Annotated in this window: 32 protein-coding genes and 1 tRNA gene; 9 read left to right on the top strand and 24 right to left on the bottom strand. The window is 57.4% G+C overall.

All coding sequences use genetic code 11. The annotated features are described in order from the left end of the window. Positions 1–87: 87 nt before the first annotated feature. From MME58_RS11115 to thrS, 9 genes are all read right to left on the bottom strand, one after another. Positions 88–164 (bottom strand) — tRNA-Pro (locus MME58_RS11115). Between the two features lie 89 nt (positions 165–253). Then, positions 254–610, bottom strand: a complete 357-nt coding sequence (locus MME58_RS11110) for a MerR family transcriptional regulator (RefSeq protein WP_055006739.1) — start codon at positions 608–610, stop codon at positions 254–256. After that, entirely contained in the window at positions 591–893 is a 303-nt protein-coding gene (gene ihfA / locus MME58_RS11105) for an integration host factor subunit alpha (protein ID WP_002553164.1), read from the bottom strand. Before ihfA ends, MME58_RS11110 begins: the two co-directional genes overlap by 20 nt. 3 nt (positions 894–896) lie before the next feature. Beyond that, positions 897–3,275 carry a phenylalanine--tRNA ligase subunit beta gene (pheT, locus tag MME58_RS11100; protein ID WP_055006738.1) on the bottom strand — a complete coding sequence of 793 codons (2,379 nt, stop codon included), beginning with the start codon at positions 3,273–3,275 and terminating at the stop codon, positions 897–899. Positions 3,276–3,302: 27 nt separating this feature from the next. Further along, positions 3,303–4,319, bottom strand: a complete 1,017-nt coding sequence (gene pheS / locus MME58_RS11095; RefSeq protein WP_054985114.1) for a phenylalanine--tRNA ligase subunit alpha — start codon at positions 4,317–4,319, stop codon at positions 3,303–3,305. Between the two features lie 104 nt (positions 4,320–4,423). After that, positions 4,424–4,780 (bottom strand): 50S ribosomal protein L20, encoded by a 357-nt coding sequence (rplT, locus tag MME58_RS11090; protein ID WP_002553161.1) that lies wholly within the window; start codon positions 4,778–4,780, stop codon positions 4,424–4,426. 29 nt (positions 4,781–4,809) lie between these two features. After that, positions 4,810–5,004 (bottom strand): 50S ribosomal protein L35, encoded by a 195-nt coding sequence (rpmI, locus tag MME58_RS11085; protein ID WP_002553160.1) that lies wholly within the window; start codon positions 5,002–5,004, stop codon positions 4,810–4,812. Positions 5,005–5,064: 60 nt separating this feature from the next. Beyond that, the gene (gene infC / locus MME58_RS11080; RefSeq protein ID WP_170846037.1) at positions 5,065–5,616 is read right to left on the bottom strand and encodes a translation initiation factor IF-3; all 552 of its coding nucleotides are present in this window, start codon (positions 5,614–5,616) and stop codon (positions 5,065–5,067) included. Continuing rightward, positions 5,616–7,538, bottom strand: coding sequence for a threonine--tRNA ligase (thrS, locus tag MME58_RS11075; protein WP_010433481.1), 1,923 nt, complete (start codon positions 7,536–7,538; stop codon positions 5,616–5,618). Before thrS ends, infC begins: the two co-directional genes overlap by 1 nt. Positions 7,539–7,887: 349 nt before the next feature. Between thrS and MME58_RS11070 the strand changes: the two genes are divergently transcribed. Together MME58_RS11070 and MME58_RS11065 are read left to right on the top strand one after the other, a co-directional pair. Beyond that, a complete protein-coding gene (locus tag MME58_RS11070; protein ID WP_054985115.1) occupies positions 7,888–8,196 on the top strand; it encodes a hypothetical protein in 309 nt (102 codons plus the stop codon). A gap of 295 nt (positions 8,197–8,491) precedes the next feature. Next, positions 8,492–8,704 carry a cold-shock protein gene (locus MME58_RS11065; RefSeq protein WP_002553156.1) on the top strand — a complete coding sequence of 71 codons (213 nt, stop codon included), beginning with the start codon at positions 8,492–8,494 and terminating at the stop codon, positions 8,702–8,704. A 65-nt stretch (positions 8,705–8,769) separates the two neighbouring features. On the opposite strand, the gene MME58_RS11060 is transcribed toward MME58_RS11065, so the two are convergent. After that, complete coding sequence (locus MME58_RS11060) at positions 8,770–9,105, bottom strand: I78 family peptidase inhibitor (protein WP_054985116.1); 336 nt, start codon at positions 9,103–9,105, stop codon at positions 8,770–8,772. A 309-nt stretch (positions 9,106–9,414) separates the two neighbouring features. On the opposite strand from MME58_RS11060, the gene MME58_RS11055 reads away from it, so the two are divergent. After that, the gene (locus tag MME58_RS11055) at positions 9,415–9,609 is read left to right on the top strand and encodes a hypothetical protein (protein WP_054985117.1); all 195 of its coding nucleotides are present in this window, start codon (positions 9,415–9,417) and stop codon (positions 9,607–9,609) included. Positions 9,610–9,636: 27 nt separating this feature from the next. On the opposite strand, the gene MME58_RS11050 is transcribed toward MME58_RS11055, so the two are convergent. From MME58_RS11050 to MME58_RS11015, 8 genes are all read right to left on the bottom strand, one after another. Then, positions 9,637–10,662, bottom strand: a complete 1,026-nt coding sequence (locus tag MME58_RS11050) for a nucleoside hydrolase (protein ID WP_054985118.1) — start codon at positions 10,660–10,662, stop codon at positions 9,637–9,639. 23 nt (positions 10,663–10,685) lie between these two features. Next, positions 10,686–11,090, bottom strand: coding sequence for a D-ribose pyranase (gene rbsD, locus MME58_RS11045; RefSeq protein WP_055006737.1), 405 nt, complete (start codon positions 11,088–11,090; stop codon positions 10,686–10,688). After that, positions 11,087–12,007: a ribokinase gene (gene rbsK / locus MME58_RS11040; protein ID WP_054985120.1), complete on the bottom strand. Its 921-nt coding sequence runs from the start codon at positions 12,005–12,007 to the stop codon at positions 11,087–11,089. The genes rbsD and rbsK overlap by 4 nt, the downstream gene beginning before the upstream one ends. 30 nt (positions 12,008–12,037) lie before the next feature. Next, on the bottom strand, positions 12,038–13,054 hold the full coding sequence (locus MME58_RS11035) for a LacI family DNA-binding transcriptional regulator (RefSeq protein ID WP_054985121.1): 1,017 nt from the start codon (positions 13,052–13,054) through the stop codon (positions 12,038–12,040). A gap of 1 nt (position 13,055) precedes the next feature. Further along, positions 13,056–14,048: an ABC transporter permease gene (locus tag MME58_RS11030; RefSeq protein ID WP_054985122.1), complete on the bottom strand. Its 993-nt coding sequence runs from the start codon at positions 14,046–14,048 to the stop codon at positions 13,056–13,058. Beyond that, positions 14,045–15,598, bottom strand: a complete 1,554-nt coding sequence (locus tag MME58_RS11025; RefSeq protein WP_241409129.1) for a sugar ABC transporter ATP-binding protein — start codon at positions 15,596–15,598, stop codon at positions 14,045–14,047. The genes MME58_RS11030 and MME58_RS11025 overlap by 4 nt, the downstream gene beginning before the upstream one ends. A gap of 53 nt (positions 15,599–15,651) precedes the next feature. Continuing rightward, positions 15,652–16,572, bottom strand: coding sequence for a sugar ABC transporter substrate-binding protein (locus MME58_RS11020; RefSeq protein ID WP_371904942.1), 921 nt, complete (start codon positions 16,570–16,572; stop codon positions 15,652–15,654). Between the two features lie 234 nt (positions 16,573–16,806). Beyond that, positions 16,807–17,031: a YgdI/YgdR family lipoprotein gene (locus MME58_RS11015; RefSeq protein WP_054984056.1), complete on the bottom strand. Its 225-nt coding sequence runs from the start codon at positions 17,029–17,031 to the stop codon at positions 16,807–16,809. A gap of 132 nt (positions 17,032–17,163) precedes the next feature. Here MME58_RS11015 and MME58_RS11010 point away from each other — a divergent pair, with 132 nt between their 5' ends. The 3 genes from MME58_RS11010 (at position 17,164) to MME58_RS11000 (ending at position 18,591) form a co-directional block, all read left to right on the top strand. After that, positions 17,164–17,415 (top strand): DUF1654 domain-containing protein, encoded by a 252-nt coding sequence (locus MME58_RS11010; protein ID WP_082427560.1) that lies wholly within the window; start codon positions 17,164–17,166, stop codon positions 17,413–17,415. Between the two features lie 4 nt (positions 17,416–17,419). Then, complete coding sequence (locus tag MME58_RS11005) at positions 17,420–18,121, top strand: endonuclease (protein ID WP_054984057.1); 702 nt, start codon at positions 17,420–17,422, stop codon at positions 18,119–18,121. 233 nt (positions 18,122–18,354) lie between these two features. Beyond that, a complete protein-coding gene (locus MME58_RS11000) occupies positions 18,355–18,591 on the top strand; it encodes a DUF6555 family protein (protein ID WP_061447412.1) in 237 nt (78 codons plus the stop codon). A gap of 75 nt (positions 18,592–18,666) precedes the next feature. Here MME58_RS11000 and map read toward each other — a convergent pair whose 3' ends face one another. The 4 genes from map to MME58_RS10980 form a co-directional block, all read right to left on the bottom strand. After that, positions 18,667–19,458, bottom strand: coding sequence for a type I methionyl aminopeptidase (gene map, locus MME58_RS10995; RefSeq protein ID WP_054984059.1), 792 nt, complete (start codon positions 19,456–19,458; stop codon positions 18,667–18,669). Continuing rightward, a complete protein-coding gene (locus MME58_RS10990) occupies positions 19,455–19,712 on the bottom strand; it encodes a ParD-like family protein (RefSeq protein ID WP_054984060.1) in 258 nt (85 codons plus the stop codon). Before MME58_RS10990 ends, map begins: the two co-directional genes overlap by 4 nt. Positions 19,713–19,800: 88 nt before the next feature. After that, a complete protein-coding gene (locus MME58_RS10985) occupies positions 19,801–20,010 on the bottom strand; it encodes a hypothetical protein (protein WP_055006736.1) in 210 nt (69 codons plus the stop codon). 102 nt (positions 20,011–20,112) lie between these two features. Next, the gene (locus tag MME58_RS10980) at positions 20,113–21,144 is read right to left on the bottom strand and encodes an Ldh family oxidoreductase (RefSeq protein WP_055006735.1); all 1,032 of its coding nucleotides are present in this window, start codon (positions 21,142–21,144) and stop codon (positions 20,113–20,115) included. 239 nt (positions 21,145–21,383) lie between these two features. On the opposite strand from MME58_RS10980, the gene MME58_RS10975 reads away from it, so the two are divergent. Beyond that, positions 21,384–22,412 (top strand): FecR family protein, encoded by a 1,029-nt coding sequence (locus MME58_RS10975; RefSeq protein ID WP_055006734.1) that lies wholly within the window; start codon positions 21,384–21,386, stop codon positions 22,410–22,412. 228 nt (positions 22,413–22,640) lie between these two features. Further along, positions 22,641–23,033, top strand: coding sequence for a hypothetical protein (locus MME58_RS10970; RefSeq protein WP_055006733.1), 393 nt, complete (start codon positions 22,641–22,643; stop codon positions 23,031–23,033). Positions 23,034–23,067: 34 nt separating this feature from the next. Here the strand turns inward: MME58_RS10970 and MME58_RS10965 are convergent, their stop codons facing one another. Beyond that, positions 23,068–23,256: a hypothetical protein gene (locus MME58_RS10965; RefSeq protein WP_003393013.1), complete on the bottom strand. Its 189-nt coding sequence runs from the start codon at positions 23,254–23,256 to the stop codon at positions 23,068–23,070. Positions 23,257–23,501: 245 nt separating this feature from the next. Here MME58_RS10965 and MME58_RS10960 point away from each other — a divergent pair, with 245 nt between their 5' ends. Continuing rightward, a complete protein-coding gene (locus MME58_RS10960) occupies positions 23,502–25,310 on the top strand; it encodes a monovalent cation:proton antiporter-2 (CPA2) family protein (protein ID WP_055006732.1) in 1,809 nt (602 codons plus the stop codon). Positions 25,311–25,345: 35 nt separating this feature from the next. On the opposite strand, the gene MME58_RS10955 is transcribed toward MME58_RS10960, so the two are convergent. Then, a complete protein-coding gene (locus tag MME58_RS10955) occupies positions 25,346–26,272 on the bottom strand; it encodes a glycosyltransferase family 2 protein (protein ID WP_055006731.1) in 927 nt (308 codons plus the stop codon). Between the last annotated feature and the right edge of the window lie 37 nt (positions 26,273–26,309).

The raw sequence follows: 26,309 nt of genomic DNA, 5'->3' as shown, positions 1-26,309 counted from the left end.
TTTGCGCAAGTTTTGCGCGGGTTTTGCGCAGGCCGGAAATTAAAAAGGGGATCAGCACCGTAAGTGACTGATCCCCTTAACAAAATATGGTCGGGACGGAGTGATTCGAACACTCGACCCCTAGCACCCCATGCTAGTGCGCTACCGGACTGCGCTACGCCCCGACTAGGCGTGTATCTGTTTTTGCAACCTGCGAAAACGTTGAGGAATATACCCTAAGCATTTGAATTTTGGAAGTATCCTGACTGCTCAATTACGCCTTGAGCATAACCAGTACGTCTTCCAGCTCGGCGATCATCTCCCGAATCACCTGCTTGTACTGCTGGGTTTCATCCTTCGGTTCGCCGCTGGTAAGACGAAGACGGGCACCACCAATGGTGAAGCCCTGATCGTAGAGCAAGCCGCGGATCTGACGGATCATCAGCACATCCTGGCGCTGATAATACCGACGGTTTCCGCGTCGCTTGACGGGGTTGAGCTGAGGAAACTCCTGCTCCCAATAACGCAGAACGTGCGGTTTTACCGCGCAGAGCTCGCTGACCTCACCGATGGTGAAGTAGCGTTTGCCGGGGATCGGCGGTAGCTCGTCGTTATGACTTGGTTCCAGCATATGCCTCAACTCGGGCCTTCAGCTTCTGCCCTGGACGAAAGGTGACCACACGGCGCGCCGTAATCGGAATCTCTTCACCGGTCTTGGGATTTCTCCCAGGCCGCTGGCGCTTGTCTCGAAGGTCGAAGTTGCCGAAACCTGACAACTTCACCTGCTCGTTATCTTCCAGAGCGTGCCTGATTTCTTCAAAAAACAGTTCGACCAGTTCCTTGGCTTCCCGTTTATTCAGGCCCAGCTCTTCGTACAGACGTTCGGCCATCTCAGCTTTCGTCAGAGCCCCCATACGCTACTTCCTTAACGTGGCGTTTAACCTCTCCTCAAGCGAGGTGAGGATAGCAAGTGTAGTTGCGTTTACCTCATCGTCATTAAGAGTGCGCGATGGATGCTGCCAGGTCAAGCCGACTGCAAGGCTTTTTCTATGTGGATCAATGCCTTTACCCTGGTAAACATCAAATAACCTGAGGTCTGTGAGCCACTCGCCTGCATTTTCACGAATAACGTCCAGAACCGCACTGGCCGAAACCGTTCGATCAGCCAGCAATGCCAGGTCGCGACGTACTTCCGGGAAGCGCGACAGCTCGTGGAATTTCGGCAGACGACCGGTCGACACTTCTGCCAGCACCAGCTCGAAAACAAACACCGGACGGTCCAGACCCAAAGCTTTCGACAGTTCCGGGTGGATGGCACCGAGGAAACCGACTTCACGGCCATCACGTTCGATACGGGCAGTCTGCCCCGGGTGCAAGGAAGAATGCTGACCCGGCGTGAAAGTGAACTCACCCAGCGCACCGGCAAAACCCAGAACCGCTTCGACATCAGCCTTGACGTCGAAGAAGTCGACCGCGTCGCGACCCTGCGCCCAGCCTTCCGGCAGGCGGCTGCCACAAACAACACCCGCCAGCATCGGCTCTTGCTTCAAGCCGTCGAGCTGACCGACGAAGCGCAAACCGCTCTCGAACAGACGCACGCGATCCTGCTGACGGTTGAGGTTGTGCTGCAAGGCCTTGACCAGACCGGGCCACAGCGAGGCACGCATTGCGGCCATGTCGTTGGAGATAGGATTGGCCAGCAACAATGGTTTGGCGCCCGGCGTGAACAGTTCGAACCATTTCGGATCAATGAAGCTGTAAGTGATCGCTTCCTGATAGCCGCGGGCAACCAGCAAACGACGCAGCTCAGGCAGATCGCCTTTGGCTTCAGCCTTGGCCTGAGGGGCCAGACGGGCCTGCGGGTAACGAACCGGTAGGCGGTTGTAGCCGTAAAGACGCGCCAGCTCTTCGATCAGATCGACTTCAAGGCTGATGTCAAAGCGATGACTTGGCACTTCAACACGCCATTGCCCGTCAGCTTCGGCAGTGACGGCGAGGCCAAGCCCGGTGAGCAGACGCTCGATTTCGGCGTTTTCGATAACCAGGCCGAGCATCTGCTCGACGCGGCTGGCGCGCAGCGTAACCGGAGCGATAGAAGGCAGATGCTGCTCGCTGACCACTTCGATCACAGGGCCCGCGTCACCGCCAGTGATTTCCAGCAGCAGACCTGTCGCCCGCTCCATCGCTTCACGGGCCAGTTGCCAGTCGACACCTCGCTCGAATCGGTGCGAAGCGTCGGTATGCAAACCATAGGAACGCGCCTTGCCAGCCACCGAAATGGTGTCGAAAAATGCGCTTTCCAGGAAAATGTCGCGAGTACCGGCAGTTACGCCGCTGTGCTCGCCACCCATGACACCCGCGATTGCCAGCGCTCGCTGGTGATCGGCGATGACGAGCGTGTCGGCACGCAGACTGACTTCCTGGCCGTCGAGTAGAACGAGCTTCTCGCCCTCTTCGGCCATGCGCACGCGAATCCCGCCGTTGATTTCAGCCAGATCGAACGCGTGCAGAGGCTGCCCCAGTTCCAGCATCACGTAGTTGGTGATGTCGACAGCAGCATCGATACTGCGCACGTCGGAGCGGCGTAGACGCTCGACCATCCACAGCGGAGTCGGACGTGACAGGTCAACGTTGCGGATCACACGCCCCAGGTAACGCGGGCAGGCTGACGGAGCCAGAACTTCAACCGGACGCACTTCATCGTGTACCGCGCTGACAGCAGCTACTTGCGGACGGGTGACTTCAGCGGCATACAGCGCGCCGACTTCACGTGCCAGACCAGCCACCGACAGGCAATCGCCACGGTTCGGGGTCAGGTCGACCTCGATACTGGCGTCATCCAGATTCAGATAGACGCGGATGTCCTGACCGACTGGCGCATCGGCAGCCAGTTCCATCAAGCCATCATTGCCCTCACCAGCCTGCAACTCGGCAGCGGAACACAGCATGCCGTTGGACTCGACGCCGCGCAGCTTGGCCTTCTTGATCTTGAAGTCGCCCGGCAGCTCGGCGCCGATCATGGCGAACGGGATCTTCAGGCCCGGGCGCACGTTTGGCGCGCCGCAGACGACCTGAAAAGTTTCGCTGCCATTACTGACCTGACACACGCGCAGCTTGTCGGCATCGGGATGCTGTTCGGTGCTCAGCACCTCACCGACCACCACGCCGCTGAAAACGCCGGCGGCCAGCGTCACGCTGTCAACCTCAAGACCGGCCATCGACAGACGAGCAACCAGCTCGTCGCGGGAAACCTGCGGGCTTACCCAGCCACGCAGCCATTGTTCACTGAATTTCATCCTGCTCTCCTGAAAGTTCGTTACGACTTAGCGAAATTGCGCGAGGAACCGCAAATCGTTGTCGAAGAACAGGCGCAAATCATTGACGCCGTAACGCAGCATGGCCAGGCGCTCTACGCCCATGCCAAACGCGAAGCCCTGAAACTGCTCAGGATCGATACCGGACATGCGCAGCACGTTCGGGTGGACCATGCCGCACCCCATGACTTCAAGCCAGCCAGTCTGCTTGCAGACGCGGCAGCCCTTGCCACTGCACATCACGCATTCCATATCCACTTCCGCCGACGGCTCGGTGAACGGGAAATACGAAGGACGGAAGCGCACAGCCAGCTCTTTTTCGAAGAACACCCGCAGGAACTCTTCGATGGTGCCTTTCAGATCGGCAAAATTGATGTCGCGATCGACCAGCAGACCTTCGATCTGGTGGAACATCGGCGAGTGGGTGATATCGGAGTCGCTGCGGTACACACGCCCAGGGCAGACGATGCGGATCGGCGGCTGCTGCGATTCCATGGTGCGGACCTGTACCGGCGAGGTATGAGTGCGCAGCAGCATGTTCGCATTGAAATAGAAGGTGTCATGCATCGACCGGGCCGGGTGGTGGCCTGGGATGTTGAGCGCCTCGAAGTTATGGTAATCGTCTTCGACTTCAGGGCCTTCGGCAATGCCGTAGCCAATGTGCGTGAAAAATTGTTCGATGCGTTCCAGAGTACGGGTAATCGGGTGCAGACCACCTGAGGTCTGACCGCGCCCCGGCAGGGTCACATCGATGCACTCGGCGGCGAGTCTGGCAGTCAGCTCTGCCTGCTCGAACGATGCCTTGCGTGCATTGAGAACCTCTGTGACACGCTCCTTGGCCACGTTGATCAGCGCGCCGACCTGCGGACGCTCTTCAGCCGGCAGGTTCCCCAGGGTCTTCATCACCTGAGTCAACTCGCCTTTCTTGCCAAGGTAGTGAACCCGGATTTGCTCCAGGGCATTGATATCTTCGGCGCTTTGCACAGCCTCAAGAGCTTGAGAGACCAGCGCGTCCAGGTTTTCCATGTACAGACTCCAGATACAAAATAGGGGAAGAGCTGAAGGCTCTTCCCCTATTTATGACGTTTAACACCGACCCCGGCGAACCGGGGCAAGTGATTGTCGGGGACTTAGGCCAAGGTGGCTTTAGCTTTCTCGACAATCGCAGCAAACGCCGCTTTTTCGTTCACTGCCAGATCAGCCAGAACCTTACGGTCGATCTCGATGGACGCTTTTTTCAGGCCGGCAATGAAACGGCTGTAGGACAGACCGTTAACACGAGCACCAGCGTTGATACGAGCGATCCACAGAGCGCGGAACTGACGTTTTTTCTGACGACGGTCACGGTAGGCGTATTGGCCTGCCTTGATTACCGCTTGCTTGGCAACACGGAATACGCGTGAACGCGCGCCGTAATAGCCTTTTGCAAGTTTCAGAATTTTTTTGTGACGCTTACGGGCAATGACGCCACGCTTTACACGAGCCATGAGTTACTTCCTCTATATCTTGATCAAAATTAACGAAGGCGCAGCATGCGCTCGACTTTTGCCACGTCAGACGGATGCAGCAAGCTGCTACCGCGCAGTTGACGCTTACGCTTTGTCGACATTTTGGTCAGGATGTGGCTCTTGAAAGCGTGTTTATGCTTGATGCCGTTGGCGGTTTTCAAAAACCGCTTAGCTGCACCACTTTTAGTCTTCATCTTTGGCATGTTCGGATACTCCGCATTCAGTTGATAAATATAACCGCAAGGCCTGCCGTGCCCTGGTGGTTATTTCTTCTTTTTCGGGGCGATGACCATGATCAGCTGGCGTCCTTCCATCTTAGGATGCTGTTCGACGGAACCGTATTCGAGCAGGTCACCTTCAACCCGCTTCAACAGCTCCATACCCAGCTCCTGGTGGGCCATCTCACGACCGCGGAATCTCAAAGATACCTTGGCCCTGTCCCCGTCACTCAGGAAACGTACCAGGTTGCGTAGTTTTACCTGGTAATCCCCTTCCTCCGTCCCTGGACGAAACTTGATTTCTTTAACCTGGATCTGCTTCTGGTTCTTCTTCGCTGCAGCCACCTGCTTCTTCTTCTCGAAGATCGATTTGCCGTAATCCATCACACGGCAGACCGGAGGGACTGCGTCGGCAGAAATCTCTACCAGATCCAGCTTAGCCTCTTCGGCAATACGAAGCGCTTCATCAATCGAGACGATGCCAATCTGCTCGCCGTCAGCGCCAATTAAACGAACCTCGCGGGCCGAGATATTTTCATTGATCGGGGCCTTGGGTGCAGCTCGTTTATCTTGTCTCATTTCACGCTTAATAATAATTACTCCGTATCTTGGCGACCACGCCGGGAAACCGCTTGTGCGAGGAATTCAGCGAATTGGGCGACCGGCATCGAGCCAAGGTCAGCGCCTTCACGTGTACGCACAGCGACAGTTTGCATTTCAACCTCCCGATCTCCAATCACGAGGAGATAAGGAACCTTGAGCAAAGTATGCTCGCGGATTTTAAAGCCGATCTTTTCATTTCTCAAGTCGGACTTGGCACGAAACCCGCTTTCAGCCAGAGTTTTTTCCACTTCAAGGGCAAAATCGGCCTGCTTGTCAGTGATATTCATGATCACTGCCTGGGTAGGTGCCAGCCAAGCCGGGAACGCGCCCTCGTAATGCTCGATCAGGATTCCGATGAAACGCTCGAAGGAACCCAGGATCGCACGATGCAGCATGACCGGATTCTTGCGACTGTTGTCTTCCGAAACGTATTCGGCGCTCAAGCGGATCGGCAAGTTGAAGTCGAGCTGCAAGGTGCCGCACTGCCATACCCGACCGAGACAATCCTTGAGGGAGAACTCGATTTTCGGACCGTAGAACGCGCCCTCGCCCGGCTGCAGGTCGTAGGGCAGACCTGCGCTATCGAGCGCGGAAGCCAGCGCCGACTCGGCACGATCCCAAAGCTCGTCGGAGCCTACACGCTTTTCAGGGCGAGTGGACAATTTGAGTTCAATGTCCTTGAAACCGAAATCGGCGTAGACATCCAGCGTCAGCTTGATGAATGCGGCGGACTCGGCCTGCATCTGGTCTTCGGTACAGAAGATGTGCGCATCGTCCTGGGTGAAGCCACGTACACGCATAATGCCGTGCAAGGCACCCGACGGCTCGTTACGGTGACAGGCACCGAACTCGGCCAGACGCATCGGCAGCTCGCGGTAGCTCTTCAGGCCCTGATTGAACACCTGCACGTGGCAAGGGCAGTTCATCGGCTTGATCGCGTAGTCGCGGCTTTCGGACTCGGTGGTGAACATGTTGTCGGCGTAGTTGGCCCAGTGCCCGGATTTTTCCCAGAGCGAGCGATCGACCACTTGCGGGGTCTTGATCTCGAGGTAGCCGTTCTCACGCTGCACTTTGCGCATATATTGCTCAAGCACCTGATACAGGGTCCAGCCCTGCGGATGCCAGAACACCATACCCGGCGCTTCTTCCTGGGTATGGAACAGACCGAGGCGCTTGCCAATCTTGCGGTGATCACGCTTTTCGGCTTCTTCGATGCGCTGAATGTAGGCAGCCAGCTGCTTCTTGTCAGCCCAGGCAGTCCCGTAAACACGCTGCAGCTGCTCGTTCTTGGCATCGCCGCGCCAGTAAGCACCCGACAGCTTGGTCAGCTTGAATGACTTCAGGAAGCGGGTGTTCGGCACGTGCGGACCGCGGCACATGTCAACGTATTCTTCATGGTAATACAGCCCCATGGCCTGCTCGTTCGGCATGTCTTCGACCAGACGCAGCTTGTAATCTTCGTGACGGGCGGTGAATACCTCGATCACTTCGGCACGCGGGGTGACTTTCTTGATGACGTCGTAATCTTTTTCGATCAACTGCTGCATGCGCTGCTCGATCGCCGCCATATCGTCAGGCGTGAACGGGCGCTCGTACGCAATATCGTAATAGAAGCCGTCGTCGATCACCGGGCCGATAACCATTTTTGCAGTCGGATACAACTGCTTGACCGCATGCCCGACCAGGTGAGCGCAGGAGTGACGGATGATTTCCAGTCCTTCCTGATCCTTGGGGGTGATGATCTGCAGGCTGGCATCGTTTTCGATCAGGTCACAGGCGTCGACAAGCTTGCCGTCGACCTTGCCGGCCACGGTGGCCTTGGCCAGTCCGGCACCGATTGAAAGCGCGACATCGGCTACGGAAACCGCATGATCGAATGAACGTTGACTGCCGTCGGGAAGAGTAATAGTTGGCATGGCGCCTCCTCTCCTAGTGGTGACCCCTACCAAAGGTCACGTGGGTTGGGATGAGCCAGTACGTGATCCAGTGGTATGCCTGCCTCACAGTGGCAGGAGCCTTGGGGCCAACCTTGAACCGGACCAGATGACTGGAATGTACGAAAAACCTGCCCGCGCGGCACCTTAAAGCCATTGACCAAGGGGCGCTTGAAAATAACAGGACGCGCATCCTACCACAGCCAAGCCGGTCAGGATGCACATCAGGGGAAATGAATCAGAAATAGCACGCCACCTGAACTGGCACGCGTGATGAGCGTCAGAACCCATCGAGACCCCCGTTCGTTTTTCCAGCAATAAGGAGAACACCATGAAGCTTTCAAATCTGACCAGCCTCCTCGTCTGCGGCGCCGCTTTGATCCCTCTGGGCGCTCACGCCGCGATGGACAGCGCCACACGCAACACCTTTACCAAGGAATGCGTTGCTGCGGCTACACAACAGGGCGTGAATGACAAAGCGGCAGTCGCAGCTCATTGTGAATGCGGTGCAAAACAGGTAGAGGCTCATTTCACCGACAAAGAGATAGCGTCGCTCAGTGATACCAACACTACCCCTCCTGCCGCCCTGACGGCGAAAGTAGAGAAACTGGTCAGAGAAAACTGCACCGGAACAAAATAATCATTTTTTTCAGTCGGGGTAAAACGAGCCCGTCAGACACCTGCAAGGCTCGACCCCGACTGGCCTGAAAGCCATTGAAATCATGGGTTTCGGAGCGAACGCCAGCGACCAGCCAGCGCTGTGTCCAAGGCACCAGACAGCCGTTTCCAGAGTATGACGCGCTGCATATACGGGACCTTTACTCAATACGCCCACCTTAGTAGCTGTTTTTTTGCGCATTTCGACTATGATAGCCCGGTGTGCCCAGTTGGCCTGAGCAGCACGTTATTGAAAATTATGTTTCTGGAGATACACCATGTCTAATCGCCAAACCGGCACCGTAAAATGGTTCAACGATGAAAAAGGCTTCGGCTTTATCACTCCACAAGGTGGCGGTGACGACCTGTTCGTACACTTCAAAGCGATCGAAAGCGACGGTTTCAAAAGCCTGAAAGAAGGTCAGACCGTTTCTTTTGTTGCTGCTAAAGGCCAGAAAGGCATGCAAGCAGAGCAAGTTCGGGTTGACTGATTCACCTGAAACAAAAAAACCCCGTCACTGACGGGGTTTTTTATGCGCAGACGAAACGTAACGATTCAGCCGCAATTGATACGCGTAACCTTTCCCGAAGCGTCGGTGTTGACATTTACCCGCTCGGATCGATATTCCAGCGTAACCATGTCGTCAGGGCCGAGAATGCGTGCATCCTGAGAGCCGGAACGGGCGCGCACTTGAGAAAGAAGGTCTATTGAGGCTGGCTTGCCGATTGCGAACTGGGCAAGTCCTGCATCACAGCGGCCCGGTATGGCATTGCTGGCCGGCGCGTCCGCCTTTACGGACACTTCAGCGCTCGAATCAGAGGCTGTGCTACTGCATCCGGCCATCAACGACGCCACGACCACAAAACCCAATGTTGCGAATTTCCGGGGCATACACCCTCCTCTGCCAATAAACATTTCCAGACCTGTCCGACCGCATTCAGGCGCGTTGGTTGCACGTCCGGGCATAGATGGTAGCTGTAACCTGTTGATCTGCCTGGGCCGAGAGTCTGCCTCGGCTTCACACAAGGCGTGCGACGAAATCGTCACAAAACGTTTACCGATGGCAGTCATCGAATGGGCTATCAAGATGAGATGTAAGTAGAAGTGTCAAAATGCGCGCGGAATGGTTTACTGCCAGAGACGCAAGCGCCGGGAAGCGAACAGCGTGGTGCGTGACCCTTCACTGGAGATCAGACAGACATGACAGCCATAACCCTGGACGCGGACATCAAGGCCAGGTGGCCTCAGGGCCACTGCTCGCACAGCCCCGGAAACCCGGAAGAGCTGATGATCATCGCAGTCGACCTGCTGATCAAGGAACTGGGCACCGAGGGTGCCCGATCCTTCATCAGTCAGGTGCTGAGTCGTTATGCTGCGGCAGGGCTAACAGTCTGAAATGCCCTGTCGTGCAGGCATGACGGGCTACTTCAGTCGCGCCAGACGCTCGGTCAGCAGATCGAAGAAACCCTGAGCATCGCCATTCTCGACCCAGAATACGTTTTGTGGCTGCTTGAGCGTGCCGTACCAGTCAGCCACCGTCTGACCGAAACCAATGCCCTCACGGGTATCGACCGCAACGTTGATCTGCCGCCCGGAAAACAACTCGGGTTTAAGTAACCAGGCCATGACACTGGCATCGTGCACCGGCCCGCCGGGCAGACCGTAATGCTCCATATCTAGCTTGACGTATTCGTTGAGAATTCCGTCGACCAGTTTGCCAGCGTTATTGCCCAATGCAGCGATCTGTTTGAGACGCTGTTCGCTGGTCAGTATCTTATGGGTCACGTCCAACGGTATGTACGTGAGTTTTACACCGCTGGCCAGGACGATCTGCGCGGCATGCGGGTCGGCGAACAGATTGAACTCGGCAACCGGCGTGATGTTGCCGCCGTTGAAATGAGCACCGCCCATGACCACGACTTCCTTGATGCCCTGAGTGATTTCCGGTGCCTGCACCAAAGCCAGCGCAAGATTGGTCTGCGGACCCAGCATGGCGATAGTGATGCTGTGCGGCTTGGCCTTGCTCAAGGTACGAATCAGGTAATCGACAGCGTTGCCTTCGGCCAGCCCCTTGGCCGGCTCATGCACGGGCACGCCCGGCAGTCCTTCCTGACCGTGAACATTCTCGGCGTAGATTGGCGTACGCACCAAAGGCTTGGGCGCTCCCGCATATACCGGCACTTCCTCGCGCCCGGCCCATTCGCGTGCCAGCCTGGCGTTACGCGATGTCTTGTCCAGACGGACATTGCCGGCCACAGTCGTGATGGCCATCACGTTCAGTTCTTCGGGTGACGCCAGCGCAAGCAACAGCGCAACGACGTCGTCCGCGCCCGGGTCGGTATCGATGATCAGATCACGCTTTTCTGCCGCCTGAACGGCCGCGGTACTCAGTATGGACAAGAGCAAGGCTCCACGAATGAACTGCCTGGAAAACTGCATCAACGTCATATGAAACTCCCTTTCTTGAATAGCTAGAACACAACTCCGGACACCAGCGCCACATTACTGTACGGCTGACATTCTCCGGTACGGATGATTGCCTTGGCCTTACGGCTCAGGACTTTCAGGTCTTCATGGCTTATCCAGCGCTGCTGACCCAATTGATCATCGAGGTTCAGACTTTCGATAACCTGCAATGCAGGCGGCTTGATCTCGGCCATTTCGCTGGCCAGCACATGACTTTGAACATGCATTTCACTCAGCACGACATCCAGCACACTGATGAAATCCGGCACGCCACGGGTGAGTGCCAAGTCGATCAGTTCGACGCCTGCCGGCACTGGCATTCCCGCGTCGACGATCATCAGGATGTCGCCGTGGCCCAGCGAAGCAATCACGCGGGACAAGGCAATATTGAGTAACGGCGTCTTTTTCATAGCGAATTGAATTCCTGTACTTCCTCGAATGCTGGGATGGACGGCTGCGCACCTGCCCGGGTGACGGAGATGGCAGCGGCAGCCTGGCCGAAACGAATTGCCTGCAACTCACTTTGACCGCCAGCCAGCGCTGCGGCAAAACCGCCGACAAAGGTATCACCTGCGGCGGTGGTGTCCACGGCTTGTACACGACGCGCAGGAATGTGCTCCACGCCAGCAGCACTGGCGAACAGGGTTCCGCGCTCGCCAAGGGTAATGATCACGTTGCGCGCCCCGGCCGCCAGCATCGCGGCTGCCGCCTTTTCAGCCGCAACCGAGGAGTCGACGGTCACGCCGGTCAGGGTCTGCGCTTCGCTTTCATTGGGGATCAGGTAATCGATCAGGCCATACCAGTTTGCCGGCAAGGGTTCACTGGCCGGAGCAGGATTGAGGATGACGGTCTTGCCCAGCGCACGAGCACGGGCCAGGGTGTGAAAGACTGTGTCGGTCGGCACTTCAAGCTGACAGATGACGATGTCTGAATCCGCCAGCAGCGCATCAAAGCGCTCGATCAGCGTCGGGCTGAGGCAGCCATTGCCGCCCGCAACAATAACAATGGCATTCTGGCTGCTGGCGTCGACCACAATCGAGGCAATCCCGGTAGGCACTCCCTCTACGACCGTCACGGCCTGGCAGTCGATACCCTCGGCCAGCAGCGCTGCGCGCAATTGCTCCCCGTAGGAATCGGCGCCCACACAGCCGATCATTGCCACGCGGGCGCCCAGACGTGCTGCGGCAACCGCCTGATTGGCCCCTTTACCGCCAGGCACGGTGTCGAATGTTTCCCCGCTCAGTGTTTCTCCCGGGCGCGGCAGACGCTGGGCGCGGATGACCAGGTCCATGTTCAGACTGCCCACTATCACTACTTTTGCTTGCATGGCTCATTAATCCGTTGCTGTGCGTGCGCGTCATTCGTTGGACAAAGCGTTCGGCGCTGCCGTGGACTCGCGCACCACGACGCAGGGCGTCACGAGTCTTTTTTCGACAGGAAGTGCATGAGGTGCGGCGATTCTGCCTAACAGCATTTCAGCGGCGGTTTCGCCCAGTTGCATGATCGATTGCCCCACAGTGGTAAGGGCCGGATAGACATAGCGGCTTATCTGGATATCATCAAAACCGATCACCGAGAGATCCTGTGGTACGCGAATCGAGCGCTCGGCTGCAGCGCGCAGCACACCAATGGCAATGACATCGTTCCCGGCAAAAATCGCTGTCGGTGCACGCCCGGCAAGCAGCAGCCCCGCAGCCTCGTGGCCGGCTGAACTGGTAAATTCGCTGTGCACCGCACAACCGGCAGCGACCTCTACCGAAGCCTGCTGCATGGCGCGCCGGTAACCGGCCAGGCGCATTTCGGCAACCATGCTCTCGCGTGGCCCGCCAATGCAGGCGATGTGACGATGCCCTAGGTCGAGCAAATGTCGGGTTGCCAGCCAGGCGCCTTGCTCATGATCGATGCGTACCATATCAGCTTCAAGGCCCTGCAACTCGCGGTCAACGATTACCAGCGGCGTACGCACCTCGGTCAGGCCACAGGCAACGCTGGCATCACCTGCCACAGACGAAACAATCAGCCCGTCGACGCGCTTTTCAAGCAAGACACGCAGGTAGCTGCGCTGTTTGTCCGGGTTATCGTCGGAGTTGCAGAGGATCACGCAAAAACCGTTGCGCTCGCAGTAGTCCTCGATGCCCCTCGCCAGCTCGGCGAAATACGGGTTCATGCCATTGGGAATCAACAGGCCGATGGTCGACGTAGTCTTGGCTTTCAGCGATCGCGCCACTGCGCTGGGCACATAATCCAGCTGAGCAATGGCGGCTTCGACCTTGAGCCTGACCGGCTCGCTCACCGGCCGGGTCTTGTTCAGCACGTGGGAGACCGTGGTGTATGAGATCCCCGCCAGCGCGGCGACATCCTTGATGGTCGCCATATCAGCCCTGGCGCCGTGCCCGATGGCTGCGATAGGTGTCCAGTATCACAGCAATGACGATAACGGCACCGGTGATGATGCGCTTGGTCGGCTCGGTCGCGCCGATCTGCGCCAGGCCTGCCGCGAGCACCGAGATGATCAACACCCCGAAAAAGGTGCTGATGATCGAACCGCGCCCGCCCATCAGGCTGGTGCCACCGATGACGACTGCGGCAATGACTTGCAGCTCCAACCCGGCACCGGCATTCGGGTCGGCAGCCTCCAGTCGGGAAATCTGAAACAGCGCCGCCACGCCGGCCAGCAGCCCCATCAGTGAAAACACCAGAATCTTGTAGGGTTTGGGATTGATACCTGCCAGACGCACGGCCTCTTCATTGGTGCCGATGCCGATCAGGTAGCGACCGAAAACGGTGCGGGTCAGCACTGCCTGGGCGACGAATATGACCAGCAACGCAATGATAAAGGACGGCGCAATGCCGAACGCGATCGGGTCGGACAGCCATGCGAATGAATCACCGATGTAAGCCGTGCGCGAATTGGTCATCTGGTAGGCCGCGCCACGAGCCATTTCCAGCACACCTAGCGACACGATGAACGAAGGAATGCGCCAAGCCACGGTGATTGAGCCGGTAATGGTGCCCGCCAGCGTCGCACAGGCGATGCCCAGCAACGCAGCCGGAAACACGCTCCAGCCCCATCCCAGAATTGCCACACTCACTGCCGAAGCAGCCAGCGCCAGCACAGACCCGACTGACAGATCGATACCGCCAATGATGAGAATCAGCGTCATACCGACCGACAAGACCATCAGGTCCGGGATCTGGTTGGCCAGCATGCTGAATGTCTGATAGGACAGGAAATGGTCGCTGAGCAATGAAAACAGCACGATCATCACCAGCAACGCACCCGCCAGCCCGAAGTAAGTACCAAGACCGAAGTAATTGCCGCCGCGACGGACCGGCACTGTCAGCGTCGGAGAAGGAGTATTTTTCATGAGTCGTTCCTGGGCGCGGCGTCATTGAGCAGCGCATCACGTTTCTGATAACCGGCGAAGGCAGCGGCAAGCAATTGGTCCTGGGTCCAGCTGTCACGCTCGAACGTATCGATCAGCCGACCGGCAGACAGCACGCCGATCCGGTCGCAGATCAACATCAGTTCGCGAAGATCACTGGACACCACCACCAGGGCCCTGCCCTGACGGGTCAATTCGGCCAGCAGCGTGTAGATATCGAATTTGGCACCGACGTCGATGCCTCGCGTTGGTTCGTCGAACAGCATCACCGGGCAATCACGCTCCAGCCAGCGACCGATCACAACCTTCTGCTGGTTGCCGCCTGACAGCTCGGAGACCAATTGGCCGGGACTGGAACTGCGAATACGCATGGCAGCGACCTGCCGCTGCGCCAGCTTGTGTTCGTCGTCGGTATTGACCACGCCTGCTTTGGAGATCGAATGCATGTTGCCCAGCGCGATGTTGGCGCTGATTGATTGCGACATCAGCAGGCCCTCGCCCTTGCGGTCCTCCGTGATCAGAGCAATGCCATGCTCCACAGCGTCCGCCGGCGAGCGGATGCTGACAGGTTGCAGCGGCCGCCCCACTTCAATAGCACCACTGTCGGCAACGTCTGCGCCGTAGATCAGGCGCAGCAACTCGGTGCGCCCGGCACCGATCAGCCCGGAAATACCGAAAATTTCGCCACGTCGCACATCAAACGAAACATCCTGAACCTTGCTGGCACGACTGAGCCCCTTGACTGAAAGCGCCACGTCACCAATCTGCCGGGCCCCCATGTCCATGTGCTCGCCAAGTTCACGGCCGACCATCAAGGTCACCAGTTGCTCGCTGTTGTAACGAGCAATCGGCTCGACGCACACCAGTTTGCCATCGCGCAGCACAGCGATGCGCTGAGAGACTCTGGCAAGCTCTTCAAGCCGATGGGATATGTAGATGATCGAAACGCCACGGGCCTGCAATCGAATGATCTGCTCAAAGAGCATTTCCACCTCGCGGGAGGTGAGCATGGCTGTCGGCTCGTCGAGGATCAGCACATGGCAGTCGCCGACCAGATTGCGAGCGATCTCGACCATCTGCTGATGACCGATCCCCAACTCACCGACCAGCGTGTCAGGATCGATGGCGTCCAGACCTACTTGAGCCATGGCCTTGATTGCGTTTTCACGCAGGCGTTTACGGTCGATCCAGCCAGCGCGCCGCGGCAGGTCGTCAAGAAACAGGTTTTCGGCAACGGTCAGGGTCGGTAACAGGTTCAGCTCCTGCATGACCATGCGGATACCGAGTTTCTCGGCCTGGGTACGACTCGCAGGCTCATATGGCCGACCCTGAAACTCCATGCGCCCGGTAGTAGGCGTCACCAGCCCGCCAATTATTTTCGACAAGGTGCTTTTACCGGCACCGTTTTCCCCGGTCAGGGCCAGCACTTCGCCGCGCATCAACGTCAGATCGACGTCGCCAAGCACGGGTTGAGCGTAGGTTTTACCGATGCCACTGACCGAAAGAACAGCTGTCTGAGCAGACGCTGACATACATTTCTCCCAGTGCCCGCCCTCTGCGGACGGGCACCTTTACACGGCGTGGTTCAAGGTTTGGTAACGAGCTCTACCGGTGTTTCGATCACGCCCTTGTCGTTGGTGTCGACCTTCTCGCCTTTGACTTCCTTGAGCGCGGCTTCAATGCCGAACACCGCTTGCCTGGCCGCATACTGATCGGCTGTGGCGAGAACGCGGCCGTCCTTGAGCATCGGCTTGATCGCGTTGATGTTGTCGTAACCCACCACCATGACCTTGCCAGCCTTGCCTGCTGCACGCACTGCGGAAACCGCTCCCAGCGCCATGCTGTCGTTACCGGCCAGCAAGGCTTTCAGGTTCGGGTATTCATTGAGCATCGCCGAAGCGACGGCGTTGCCCTTGTCGATTTCCCAATTGCCGGACTGCACGGACACAACCTTCATCTGCGCCTTGTCCATGGCGTCCTTGAAACCGGCGGTACGTTGCTGAGCGTTGGTAGTGGTCGGCACGCCTTCGATGATGCCGACTTCGTCACCGGCCTTTAGCTGTTTGGCCAGATAGTCTCCTACCAGCTCGGCCCCCTTGCGATTGTCCGGCCCCACAAACGGGATCAGCAGGTTTTTGCTTTTAAGCACATCAGGATCGAGCTGGTTGTCGATGTTGACGACCTTGATACCTGCGTCTGCAGCTTTCTTGAGCACCGGCACCAGAGCCTTGGAATCCGCTGGCGCGATCACCAGAGCGTCGACTCTGGAGACGATCATCTGCTCGACGATACGAATCTGGGCGGAAGTGTCGGACTCGTCCTTGATCCCGTTGGAGATCAGGTCAAATTCGTTGGCATGCTCTTTTTGATAAGTCTTGGCACCGTCTTCCATGGTCAGGAAAAACTCGTTGGCCAGCGACTTCATGACCAGTGCGACCTTGGGTTTTTCAGGCGTCTGGGCGTAGGCAGCAGAGAGGGGCATGACTGCCGTAACGGCAGCAAACATGGCGACAGCGAGAAGGCGTCCAGCAAATGGCAGCTTCATGAGTTCATCTCCGATCTTGTGATTATTGTTCGGGCGAACGACGCAGGGTCGATACAAAGCATCGACGCGCAAACGTTTGCGAGGAGCGAACTATGGAAAAAGCTGCAGGCTTTGTCAATCCGTCGAAAATGAAAATCTACGCGTAGTGCCTGTTCCCTGCGTGCAGGGAACAGGCACTACGCGGTCAGTCGGATTTCACTCCTCCGGCCTGACGGTGGCCACTTCGTCAGCCTTGATCCGGACCGTCTTGCCTGAGATATCCTCGAACTCGTAGAAACCATCACGCGTCTTGGTCCTGGGCATGTCTTTGGTAACGTACTGCGTACCATTCTGCAGAGTAACGACCGAGGGGGTAGAGCAGCCTGACAACAGTACCGCGGCTGCGACCAGTAACGGGAATGCCAGTGGCTTGATGTTCATATGCGACTCCGGGAAGGTTGGTTTTCAAGAAAATAATGTGCCACTTGAAGCGTTTTATCTTACATAGATATTGCGAAAGATCCGACACTGAAATACTGTATGCCCGTACAGCTAAAATCAGGAACCCTTTCCGTGGCCAAACAAACCGCAGCGACTGCTTCCATTCCCGGCCCTTACGAGCGCATGGGCATGCGGGTACAGAAGATCATCAACTCGCCTACCGCACAGAAGTCCAGAGCCGCCCTGCTTTTTCGTCAACCGGACGAGTCAGAGGACGACTGGGCACAGCTCCTTGAAGAAATAGCCGAGAACGATAATGTCACCCTCGCCTGGCGCGACGATGGTGGCGTGCAAATATTCTGGACGTTGCCGAAGGAAGACTGACGGCATGACGTTTCGATTTTCTGCACTGCTTTGCACTACCCTGCTCATCACCGCTTCATTCACCGCCCAGGCCGACGCCCCGCGTACCTTCAGCGAAGCCAAGAGAGTCGCATGGGGTTTGTATGCGCCACAGTCGACCGAATTTTACTGCGGCTGCAAATACACCGGCAACCGGGTCGACCTCGCTGGCTGCGGCTATGTCCCGCGCAAGAGTGCCAAGCGCGCCAGCCGCATCGAATGGGAACATATCGTTCCGGCCTGGCAGATCGGCCACCTGCGCCAATGCTGGCAGCACGGTGGACGCAAAAACTGCACAAAGACGGACGCCGTTTATAAACGCGCCGAGGCCGACCTGCACAATCTGGTGCCCAGCATCGGAGAGGTCAATGGCGACCGCAGCAACTTCAGTTTTGGCTGGATACCCGAGCAAAAGGGCCAATATGGTTCGTGCCTGACGCAGGTAGACTTCAAAGCCAAAAAGGTCATGCCTCGCCCGTCGATACGCGGCATGATCGCACGCACCTACTTCTACATGAGCAAGCAATATAACTTGCGTCTCTCGCGCCAGGATCAACAGCTTTATCAGGCCTGGGACAAAACCTATCCTCCCCAGACATGGGAGCGCCAGCGTAATCAGCAAGTCGCCTGCGTCATGGGCCGCGGTAACGATTTCGTAGGCCCTGTTGACCTCATGTCGTGTAAGTGAGGCTTATTTCAGGACAGAAATAACTTCGTTTGGATGATCGTCCGATCATCCATTCACGCGTTCGAATGAAGTGAAAACCACTCATCGGACAACTGTTAACCTAGCCTCGAACCGACGCTATTTTCGTTCTACGCTCTGAAAACACTGGCGTGATCGGGTGATATCCCGGTGCATGCAACAGTAAGAATAATCACATTCTTCATGGCATAACGTCATGCACGCGGGCAGGAAAGATGAATCACCAAACGGAATTTGAAATTCACTATCAGTTCAATGGCGAACTTCGATGCTTCCTGCACAAGACCCGGCAACTCTGCCAAAGCGACGCACTGCACTGTGCGACGCTGCATGCGGGTGTCGGGACGGTGAGTGGCAATGTGTCTGCTGGCCCGATAGCGATGGCGACATTGAAAGCCGAACGCTTTGGCGTGACGAAAGTGCACTGGAAAAGGTCTTCGCTCCAGGACTGAACCATCGCATTTCATGAAAAATGACTTTCCGAAGAGGCCATTTTTCATGCACACACATCACCAGATCATCTATAGCTAGATGGCGGGATAATCACCCGTCCCATCAGGCCAGGGCGTCAACAGCTCGAAACCTGTCGAGGTGACTGCGACCATATGCTCCCATTGTGCAGACAATGAAAGGTCGCTGGTCAGGACAGTCCAGCCGTCCGGCAAGGTACGAGTACCGGCCCTTCCCGCATTGATCATCGGCTCGATGGTGAACACCATGCCCGGCTTCAGCCTGAGACCTTTGCCCTGCGTGCCGTAGTGCAGAACCTGAGGCTCTTCATGGTATTTGCGGCCGATACCGTGTCCGCAATATTCACGCACCACACTGAAGCCTTCACGATGAGCGACGCTCTGAATGGCATAACCGATATCACCCAGCGTCGCACCCGGGCGCACGGCGTGGATGCCGGCGCGGGTTGCCTCATAGGTGGTCTCGACAAGTCGCCGGGCCAGAGGGCTGACTTCTCCGACCAAATACATACGGCTGGTGTCGCCGTACCAGCCATCCTTGATGACCGCGACATCGATATTGACGATATCACCCTCTTTCAGAATATCGGTGGCAGAGGGTATGCCATGACAGACGACCGCATTGGGAGAGATGCAGGTGGTCTTGGTAAAACCGTGATACCCCACATTGGCAGGAATCACTTTCAGCTCTTTGACGATGTATTCGTTGCATATATCGTCGAGCGCTTCGGTGCTGACGCCCGCCTTGACGTAAGGCGTGATCATCGCAAGTACGTCGGCAGCGAGCCGGCCAGCTATGCGCAACTGCACGAGATCCTGTTCGGTCTTGATACCGATTGCGCTACTCATGAGGCCGCCTTGGAAACGCTTGAGACAGATAGCTCCGAGACGTTGAAATTCGACGCGGTGAGCACAGTTTCACCGGCATTTTCGACACGGATCAGCATCTGGCAGATCTCGCTGTAATCCAGTGCCGGGTGCAACTCGGCGAGCATACCGATCCGCATCCAGTGCTCAGCCTGCGCATTGATGGAGCGACTGAGTGCAACACTGGCAGAACGCAGGTTGGCGTGCATGTTTTCGGAAATTTTTACCAGGCCCATGGTTCACCTCACATTGAATATATGAAGCATATACGTTACGTATACTCATAAGCAACCCGAGACGTGCCCTGCCCGATATCGACCCCCACTATTCCATCGCGCCGGCCTGCCGGTATTCGCCACCCGCGCGGGCTGCCACGATGGATATCGATACCTCCGGCTCGTAGGCATTGAACTGACGCAGACCCGCCGCCAGTCTGAGAAAATCCTCACGTTGCATTTCATTGACCGTGGAGAGAGTATGATGCTGCTGGGCAATCGGGCTCTGCACTGACTTTTGCATTGATTCAAGGGACATGACAGACCTCATTGGCTCTTTACTGTTCATGCATACAGTATTTAGAACCGGGCACCGATACAAGACTGACGGCGACGAATGGTCAGCGAATTTGTAAATGGCTCAATGGCCCGCAAGACCCTGCAAGCGCTCCAGGTCAGCCTGGGTGATCTCTATACCGTGCGCCATCGACCGTGCGCGCTCGAGGTAACGGCGATCCCCCGGCAAGCGCTCCTGCCCTGCCCCGCGGAGCTGCCGTACCAGCTCCTCGCTACGCTGTGCGAACTGCTGACCGCTGCCTTTATCCGGATCGATGACGATCAACAATTGGCCGGTCCAGGGCGTCTGCGCACCCGGGTGCTTCGACCAGTCGAACTCGAACGAAAAATGACCACCCGTCAACGCCGCAGCCAGCAGCTCGACCATCATCGATAAAGCCGAGCCCTTATGACCGCCGAAGGGCACCAGAGCCCCGCCATCGAGAATGGCGCGAGGATCTTCAGTCGGCTGACCGTCGCGATCGACCCCCGTCCCTGCCGGCAACAATCGCCCTTCGCGCGCTGCGATCTGTACATCACCATGGGCAATGGCGCTGGTTGCCAGGTCGAATACCAAAGGTTCACCCTCTCCTCGCGGTGCGGCGAAGGCAATCGGGTTAGTGCCGAACAAGGGCTGACGCGCACCATGAGGCACAACGCAGGTCATGCTGTTGACCATACTGAGTGCAACCAGTCCCTGCCTGGCGAACGGTTCGACATCCGGCCATAACGCGGCGAAATGGTGAGAGTTGCGTATCGCCAGAATCGCGATCCCGGCACTGCGCGCCTTGTCTATCAGCAATGATCGGGCCGCCGCCAGCGCTGGCTGGGCAAAACCGTTGGCGGCGTCGACCCGGACAAACGCAGCGCCGACATCCTCGACCAGCGGCACTGCCTTGCCGCCTACCCAGCCGCTGGAGAGCGATGAGACATAACCGGGTATGCGGAAGATGCCATGACTGTGCGAGCCGTCACGCTGAGCGTTTGCGCAGTTCTCGGCAAGGACGTCGGCCACCTCCGGAGAGGTGCCATGTGCCAGGAAGATTTGCCGCAACAAATCTGTCATTTCCTGGCAGGAAATAGTCCGGGTCGGCTGATTGATGGGGGTGGCGCGCATCTGAGGCTCCTGTGCATGGCAAGGCATCGGAAAAATGGCAGGCTTCGAGAGTAGCGCCACAGATCCTGCAAAGACACTCCCGGAGCATTACACTTACTTGATTGTCGCAGGCAATTTCAATGAGAGCAGCTTGCATTCACAAGGAAATACGCGGCACGTTGATGGGTAATGGCCTGCAAATGTTCTCTCTGCCTGAAATCAAAGGGTAGAATGCAAAAACGGTATAGGCCGGAGCGCCCATGAGCGACCCTCTTTTCAGCAAGGCAGAACACGACGCGATCACCGATGCCGCTGCGCATTGGTGCATGCGTCTGCATGCCGAGGACTGCACGGCCGCAGAACGAAAAGCGTTCGAGCAATGGCTGAACACACATCCGCTGCATGCAGTGGAATATGAGGCGATGCGCGAAGTGTGGGACATCACCGGGCAGATCGAACCGCTCAATCCGCTGCCTGAACTGCCGCCTCGGGCTGCACTGAACACCCCGTCAGGTACGCGCCGCACGCGTCGCTGGGCACCGCTCGCAACCGCCGCAGCCGTCATTGCCCTGGCGATACCGGTGGCCGGATATGTCGGCTGGAATCAGGGGTGGCTGCCGGACACCTACGAGACCTACAACGCCGATACCGCCACACGTCTGGTCGTATTGGCAGATGGCAGTCGCGCCGAGCTGAATCTGGGTACCGAGCTGACCTACGCCAACTACAGGGATCGACGCAACGTCACGCTGAAAAAGGGCGAAGCTTTTTTCGAGGTCAGCCACGACAGCACGCACCCTTTCCTGGTCGACGCCGGCGAGGGCAGCATCAAGGTCACGGGCACACGCTTCAATGTGTGGATGTATCAGGATCAGGTACGCGTGACGCTGGTCGAAGGCTCGGTTCAGGTCAACAGTGATCGGGCACATCCCTCTTCAAGTCACACGCTTGATCCTGGCATGCAGGCCAGCTACAAGTCGGGTGACGACGCGCCCTTGATCAGTCATACCGAGGCAAAAGACACGAGCCTTGCGTGGCGCAACGGCAAGCTGATCTTCAACGATCTGCCGCTCAGTCAGGCGCTGCCGCTAATCAATCGTTACCTGAAGACGCCTATTCTTCTGGCAGACAACGCAACCGGCACCATGCGCCTGGGTGGCAGTTTCAACACGCGTGACCTGGTAAACCTGCTGGCTTCTCTGCCCCGAGTGCTGCCGGTCTATGTGACGCAGAACCAGAACGGCAACCCGGTGCTCAACCGCCGGATATCCGACGCCCCGAAAGGCTGAGCGCTCTGGCGCACCCGGCTGACGCAATGCGATTTTGCATCCACCGGTAGCCGGATCAATCACCCTCGCGACCGGCTCATTTTCATCTAACCTGAACACGCACAACGTTGCGGTGATCCTGCGCGCGCTGGACTTTGTATTTTTTTTCTATTGATAGCTGAGGTTTTACGGCGCTCGTTCGTCTTAGTAATTGAGAGTGTTTAAAAAAGCCTGAAAAGGAGTTTGCGGATGTTCAATCGCCAAGGAGTCACGACTCGCACACTGCTGCGGCAAACAGCACTGGCTGCGCAGGCAGAGTCACCGGCCCTGGAGACAGAAAGGCCTGGAAACGAGCACATCCGGCTGCTCCTGAAAAGCTTTGGTCTGCGCACCAGCCTGGTCAGACTCAAGGTGCTTGATGCGCTTCTGGTCTCAAGCGAGGAAGGCCAGCCATTGGGAGTACGAGGCGTGCACAGCCAGTTGCTCAGGCTTGATGTGCCCCTCTCGTTTCTGAGCGTGCGCGAGGTGCTGAAGCGTCTGTGTGATGAAGGTGTGATTCACCTTAATGACGATAAAACCTACAGCCTGCATCCTCGCGCACAGGAATGGCTTGGTGAAGCGGGCAAAGATCGCGCCCAATGAAATCGGCTTCTTCACCCCCTGCCATCTTCAACGCTTATCGCTTGACCTTGCGACGCATGATCCCGTTGAGGATCACGACCAGAACGGCCACGCTGATGGCGATGTACTGAAAGGTCTTTTCAGTGATGGCACCACTGTTTTGCAGGTGCGACAAGCCCAGCATGATCGCCAGAACGCCGAGGGCGATCAGAATCGAGTAAATCAAACGCTGCTTGTTGGTCATAACGGTTTCCTGAATGCTCATGAGCGGGCAGTTTGCGCTGCCTGTTTGCGCGCATAGTTTACGCCGATGCGCGACGAATGGCATCGTCAGCCTGCCCTGCTACCCTCCTGCGCATCCGTCCTTCGCGCGCTCCATCAACCGCGTTGATTATTGTCATGCCGCGATGAACGTTGCCGTGTAAAACTCCCGTGCTTTAATAACGCCCTGCTTAAACAGTGTGTTCAATTATTACCAAGGAGTTTTACATGCCCCATGAAGGCAGCCTGCTGCAGGCCGCAGTAGTATTTCTGCTTGCCGCCGTGTTGACGGTACCGCTGGCCAAGCGTCTGAAGCTGGGCGCGGTGATCGGTTATCTGTTCGCGGGTGTGATCATCGGCCCCTCGGTGCTTGGGTTGATAGGCGACACGGAGAGCGTCAGTCACATTTCCGAACTGGGCGTGGTATTGCTGCTGTTCATCATTGGCCTGGAGCTTTCGCCCAAGCGCTTGTGGGTCATGCGCAAATCGGTGTTCGGCGTAGGCATGGCGCAGGTGTTGCTGACGGGCCTGGTCATTGGCGGGGTTGCGCTGTTTGCCTTCGGCCAGTCGCTGAACACGGCGGTTATTCTGGGTCTCGGCCTGGCGCTGTCGTCCACCGCCTTTGGCCTGCAGAGCCTTGCGGAGCGCAAGCAGTTGAACAGCCCACACGGCAGAATGGCCTTCGCCATCCTGCTGTTTCAGGACATTGCGGCGATCCCGCTGATTGCCATGGTGCCGTTCCTGGCCGGAGCCGATCACGCGATGGACACCGGCGAAAGTATCAACCACGGTCTGCGCGTGCTGGGCAGCATTGCCATCGTGGTGATCGGCGGACGCTATTTGCTGCGTCCGGTGTTTCGTATCGTTGCCAAGACCAAGATCCAGGAAGTCTCGACCGCCACTGCCTTGCTGGTGGTGATTGGTACGGCATGGCTGATGGAACAGGTAGGCGTTTCCATGGCGCTGGGCGCTTTTCTTGCAGGCCTGTTGCTGGCTGATTCCGAATACCGTCATGAGCTGGAAGCACAGATAGAACCGTTCAAAGGGTTGCTGCTGGGTCTGTTCTTCATCAGTGTCGGCATGGGTGCCAATGTCGGACTGTTACTCAGCTCGCCTCTGGCAGTGCTGGGCCTGACGCTGCTGTTGATCGGACTCAAACTGCCGATGCTGTTCCTGATCGGTCGCACCGCTGGCGGCCTCAATAACCGCAGCGCGCTGCAGTTAGGTCTGGTGCTGGCCGCAGGTGGCGAATTTGCCTTTGTGGTGTTCAAGATCGGCAGCGCGCAGGGGCTGTTCGAAGCGGGGCTTTACGACATGCTGGTGCTGACCATCACGCTGTCGATGGCAATCACGCCACTGCTGTTCATTGCTCTGGCGCGCTGGATAAAACCCAGGGTCAAGCCTGTCGATGTACCGGATGAGTACCGCGACATCCAGACCGACAAACCGCGAGTGGTCATCGCAGGGATGGGCCGTATGGGGCAGATCGTTGCGCGGATCCTGCGGGCGCAGAAGATCCCCTTCATCGCTCTGGATACTGCAGTGGAATCGATCGAATTCTCGCGCAGCTTCGGCAATGTCCCGGTGTTCTATGGTGATCCGCTACGCCCGGAAATACTCCGTGCAGCCAAAGTTGATGAAGCGGAATACTTTGTCATCGCAACGGATGACCCGGACACCAACATCAAAACCGCCGAGCTGATCCGCAAGCTGTATCCCCACATGAAAATCATCGCCCGTGCGCGTAACCGCCAGCACGTTCATCGACTCATGGACATCGGCGCTCATGCCGTTCGAGAGACGTTCTATTCAAGCCTGGAAATGAGCCGTCAGACCCTCATGGGTCTGGGTCTCAGCGAAACCCAGGCGGACGCGCGCATCAGTCGCTTCAAACGGCACGATGAACAGGTACTGGCCGCTCAGCACGAGGTGTATGACGACGACGCCAAGGTCCTGCAGACCGCCCGTGAGGCCAGAGCGGATCTCGCGCAACTGTTCGAGGCCGACCGTCTCGACGAAGAGGCTGCGAAAAGCTGACCTGCTCGCGCCGGGCGCCCAGCGTCCGGCGCACATCAGGCGTAAGGACTGTCCCAATAACGCTTGTACATCCCGAGTTTTTTCTTCAAGGACCGGGGCAGGCGCTTTTCCTGTTTGCTCAACTTGTAGGCCAGCAGCTTCAGCGCATTACGCACGAACGACATGGGCCACCAGAGAATTCGCCGAGGCCCGAGGAATTTCAACTCGGACTTGACGTAACGCATCCCCTCCCCGCCGATACCGCCAAAGGTTTCATAGATCCACGCCTCACGGGACTGGAACACACCGATATCGAAGTAACGGCAAAATTCTTCGCGCAGGCTGTAGTTGTGCGAATGACGGCATACAGCCGAACCTTCGTAGGCCGCCTTCCAGCCATCGATCAGCATTTTGGCAGTGACGTACATGTCTTCGGAAAGAATCACATGCCGGGGAAAGCCACCAATTGCCCGCAACGCGTCCCCCCGATAGGCCGCGAACGAGTTGGACATGAAGGGGGTCTTGATGCCCAGCGTACCGGCATCGTCCAGCGTCTTGATCTGCGACGTCGGCGGATAATTGAACAACCGCGCATGCTGGGCCAGCAGGTTGGCATCCTTGTGAGGCAGTTGCCGCCCGCACACTGCACCTACCTTCGGGTCGGCGAAAGGCAGCAGAATATTGGCAATGGCATTGATGTCCTCAACGTAAGCGTCCTGGGTCAGATAGACATAGACGTCATAGTCGGGATGCAGATCGATCATCATCTGCCGGGTGCCGCCATGGTTGAAGTCCTTGCTGTCGATGCGCATAACATTGGCACAACGGGCTTGCGCCAGTTCCAGCGTGCCATCCGAAGAACTGGAGTCCACAATCAGCGTATCGAAGTTCGCAGTCTGCTTAGCCAGTGAATCCAGCAGACGCTCCAGATCCTTGCGTCCGTTGTAGGTCGGGATCACACAAGCCACTCTCAATGGCGCCATAACAATACTCCAGGGCGAAGTCCGGTTGCCCAACTTG

Origin of the sequence: Pseudomonas syringae pv. tagetis (assembly GCF_022557255.1) — a bacterium.
Lineage (GTDB): Bacteria > Pseudomonadota > Gammaproteobacteria > Pseudomonadales > Pseudomonadaceae > Aquipseudomonas > Aquipseudomonas caricapapayae.
The sequence above is the reverse complement of the archived record's forward strand: the minus strand, read 5'-3'. Positions and strand labels throughout refer to the sequence as shown.

Excerpts from the sequence above, each read along its gene's own strand:
- MME58_RS10985 (WP_055006736.1), bottom strand. The coding sequence starts at position 20,010 with ATGTCCCTTGAATCAATGCAAAAGTCAGTGCAGAGCCCGATTGCCCAG.
- MME58_RS11025 (WP_241409129.1), bottom strand. The coding sequence starts at position 15,598 with ATGTCAGCGTCTGCTCAGACAGCTGTTCTTTCGGTCAGTGGCATCGGT.
- ihfA (WP_002553164.1), bottom strand. The coding sequence starts at position 893 with ATGGGGGCTCTGACGAAAGCTGAGATGGCCGAACGTCTGTACGAAGAG.
- MME58_RS11030 (WP_054985122.1), bottom strand. The coding sequence starts at position 14,048 with ATGAAAAATACTCCTTCTCCGACGCTGACAGTGCCGGTCCGTCGCGGC.
- MME58_RS10960 (WP_055006732.1), top strand. The coding sequence starts at position 23,502 with ATGCCCCATGAAGGCAGCCTGCTGCAGGCCGCAGTAGTATTTCTGCTT.
- MME58_RS10990 (WP_054984060.1), bottom strand. The coding sequence starts at position 19,712 with ATGGGCCTGGTAAAAATTTCCGAAAACATGCACGCCAACCTGCGTTCT.
- MME58_RS10965 (WP_003393013.1), bottom strand. The coding sequence starts at position 23,256 with ATGACCAACAAGCAGCGTTTGATTTACTCGATTCTGATCGCCCTCGGC.
- MME58_RS11035 (WP_054985121.1), bottom strand. The coding sequence starts at position 13,054 with ATGGCGACCATCAAGGATGTCGCCGCGCTGGCGGGGATCTCATACACC.
- pheT (WP_055006738.1), bottom strand. The coding sequence starts at position 3,275 with ATGAAATTCAGTGAACAATGGCTGCGTGGCTGGGTAAGCCCGCAGGTT.
- MME58_RS11000 (WP_061447412.1), top strand. The coding sequence starts at position 18,355 with ATGAATCACCAAACGGAATTTGAAATTCACTATCAGTTCAATGGCGAA.
- MME58_RS10975 (WP_055006734.1), top strand. The coding sequence starts at position 21,384 with ATGAGCGACCCTCTTTTCAGCAAGGCAGAACACGACGCGATCACCGAT.
- rplT (WP_002553161.1), bottom strand. The coding sequence starts at position 4,780 with ATGGCTCGTGTAAAGCGTGGCGTCATTGCCCGTAAGCGTCACAAAAAA.
- pheS (WP_054985114.1), bottom strand. The coding sequence starts at position 4,319 with ATGGAAAACCTGGACGCGCTGGTCTCTCAAGCTCTTGAGGCTGTGCAA.
- rbsK (WP_054985120.1), bottom strand. The coding sequence starts at position 12,007 with ATGCAAGCAAAAGTAGTGATAGTGGGCAGTCTGAACATGGACCTGGTC.
- MME58_RS11050 (WP_054985118.1), bottom strand. The coding sequence starts at position 10,662 with ATGACGTTGATGCAGTTTTCCAGGCAGTTCATTCGTGGAGCCTTGCTC.
- MME58_RS11065 (WP_002553156.1), top strand. The coding sequence starts at position 8,492 with ATGTCTAATCGCCAAACCGGCACCGTAAAATGGTTCAACGATGAAAAA.
- MME58_RS11110 (WP_055006739.1), bottom strand. The coding sequence starts at position 610 with ATGCTGGAACCAAGTCATAACGACGAGCTACCGCCGATCCCCGGCAAA.
- map (WP_054984059.1), bottom strand. The coding sequence starts at position 19,458 with ATGAGTAGCGCAATCGGTATCAAGACCGAACAGGATCTCGTGCAGTTG.
- MME58_RS11015 (WP_054984056.1), bottom strand. The coding sequence starts at position 17,031 with ATGAACATCAAGCCACTGGCATTCCCGTTACTGGTCGCAGCCGCGGTA.
- MME58_RS10980 (WP_055006735.1), bottom strand. The coding sequence starts at position 21,144 with ATGCGCGCCACCCCCATCAATCAGCCGACCCGGACTATTTCCTGCCAG.
- MME58_RS11020 (WP_371904942.1), bottom strand. The coding sequence starts at position 16,572 with ATGTTTGCTGCCGTTACGGCAGTCATGCCCCTCTCTGCTGCCTACGCC.
- MME58_RS11055 (WP_054985117.1), top strand. The coding sequence starts at position 9,415 with ATGACAGCCATAACCCTGGACGCGGACATCAAGGCCAGGTGGCCTCAG.
- MME58_RS11005 (WP_054984057.1), top strand. The coding sequence starts at position 17,420 with ATGACGTTTCGATTTTCTGCACTGCTTTGCACTACCCTGCTCATCACC.
- thrS (WP_010433481.1), bottom strand. The coding sequence starts at position 7,538 with ATGCCAACTATTACTCTTCCCGACGGCAGTCAACGTTCATTCGATCAT.
- rbsD (WP_055006737.1), bottom strand. The coding sequence starts at position 11,090 with ATGAAAAAGACGCCGTTACTCAATATTGCCTTGTCCCGCGTGATTGCT.
- rpmI (WP_002553160.1), bottom strand. The coding sequence starts at position 5,004 with ATGCCAAAGATGAAGACTAAAAGTGGTGCAGCTAAGCGGTTTTTGAAA.
- MME58_RS10970 (WP_055006733.1), top strand. The coding sequence starts at position 22,641 with ATGTTCAATCGCCAAGGAGTCACGACTCGCACACTGCTGCGGCAAACA.
- MME58_RS11060 (WP_054985116.1), bottom strand. The coding sequence starts at position 9,105 with ATGCCCCGGAAATTCGCAACATTGGGTTTTGTGGTCGTGGCGTCGTTG.
- MME58_RS11070 (WP_054985115.1), top strand. The coding sequence starts at position 7,888 with ATGAAGCTTTCAAATCTGACCAGCCTCCTCGTCTGCGGCGCCGCTTTG.
- MME58_RS10955 (WP_055006731.1), bottom strand. The coding sequence starts at position 26,272 with ATGGCGCCATTGAGAGTGGCTTGTGTGATCCCGACCTACAACGGACGC.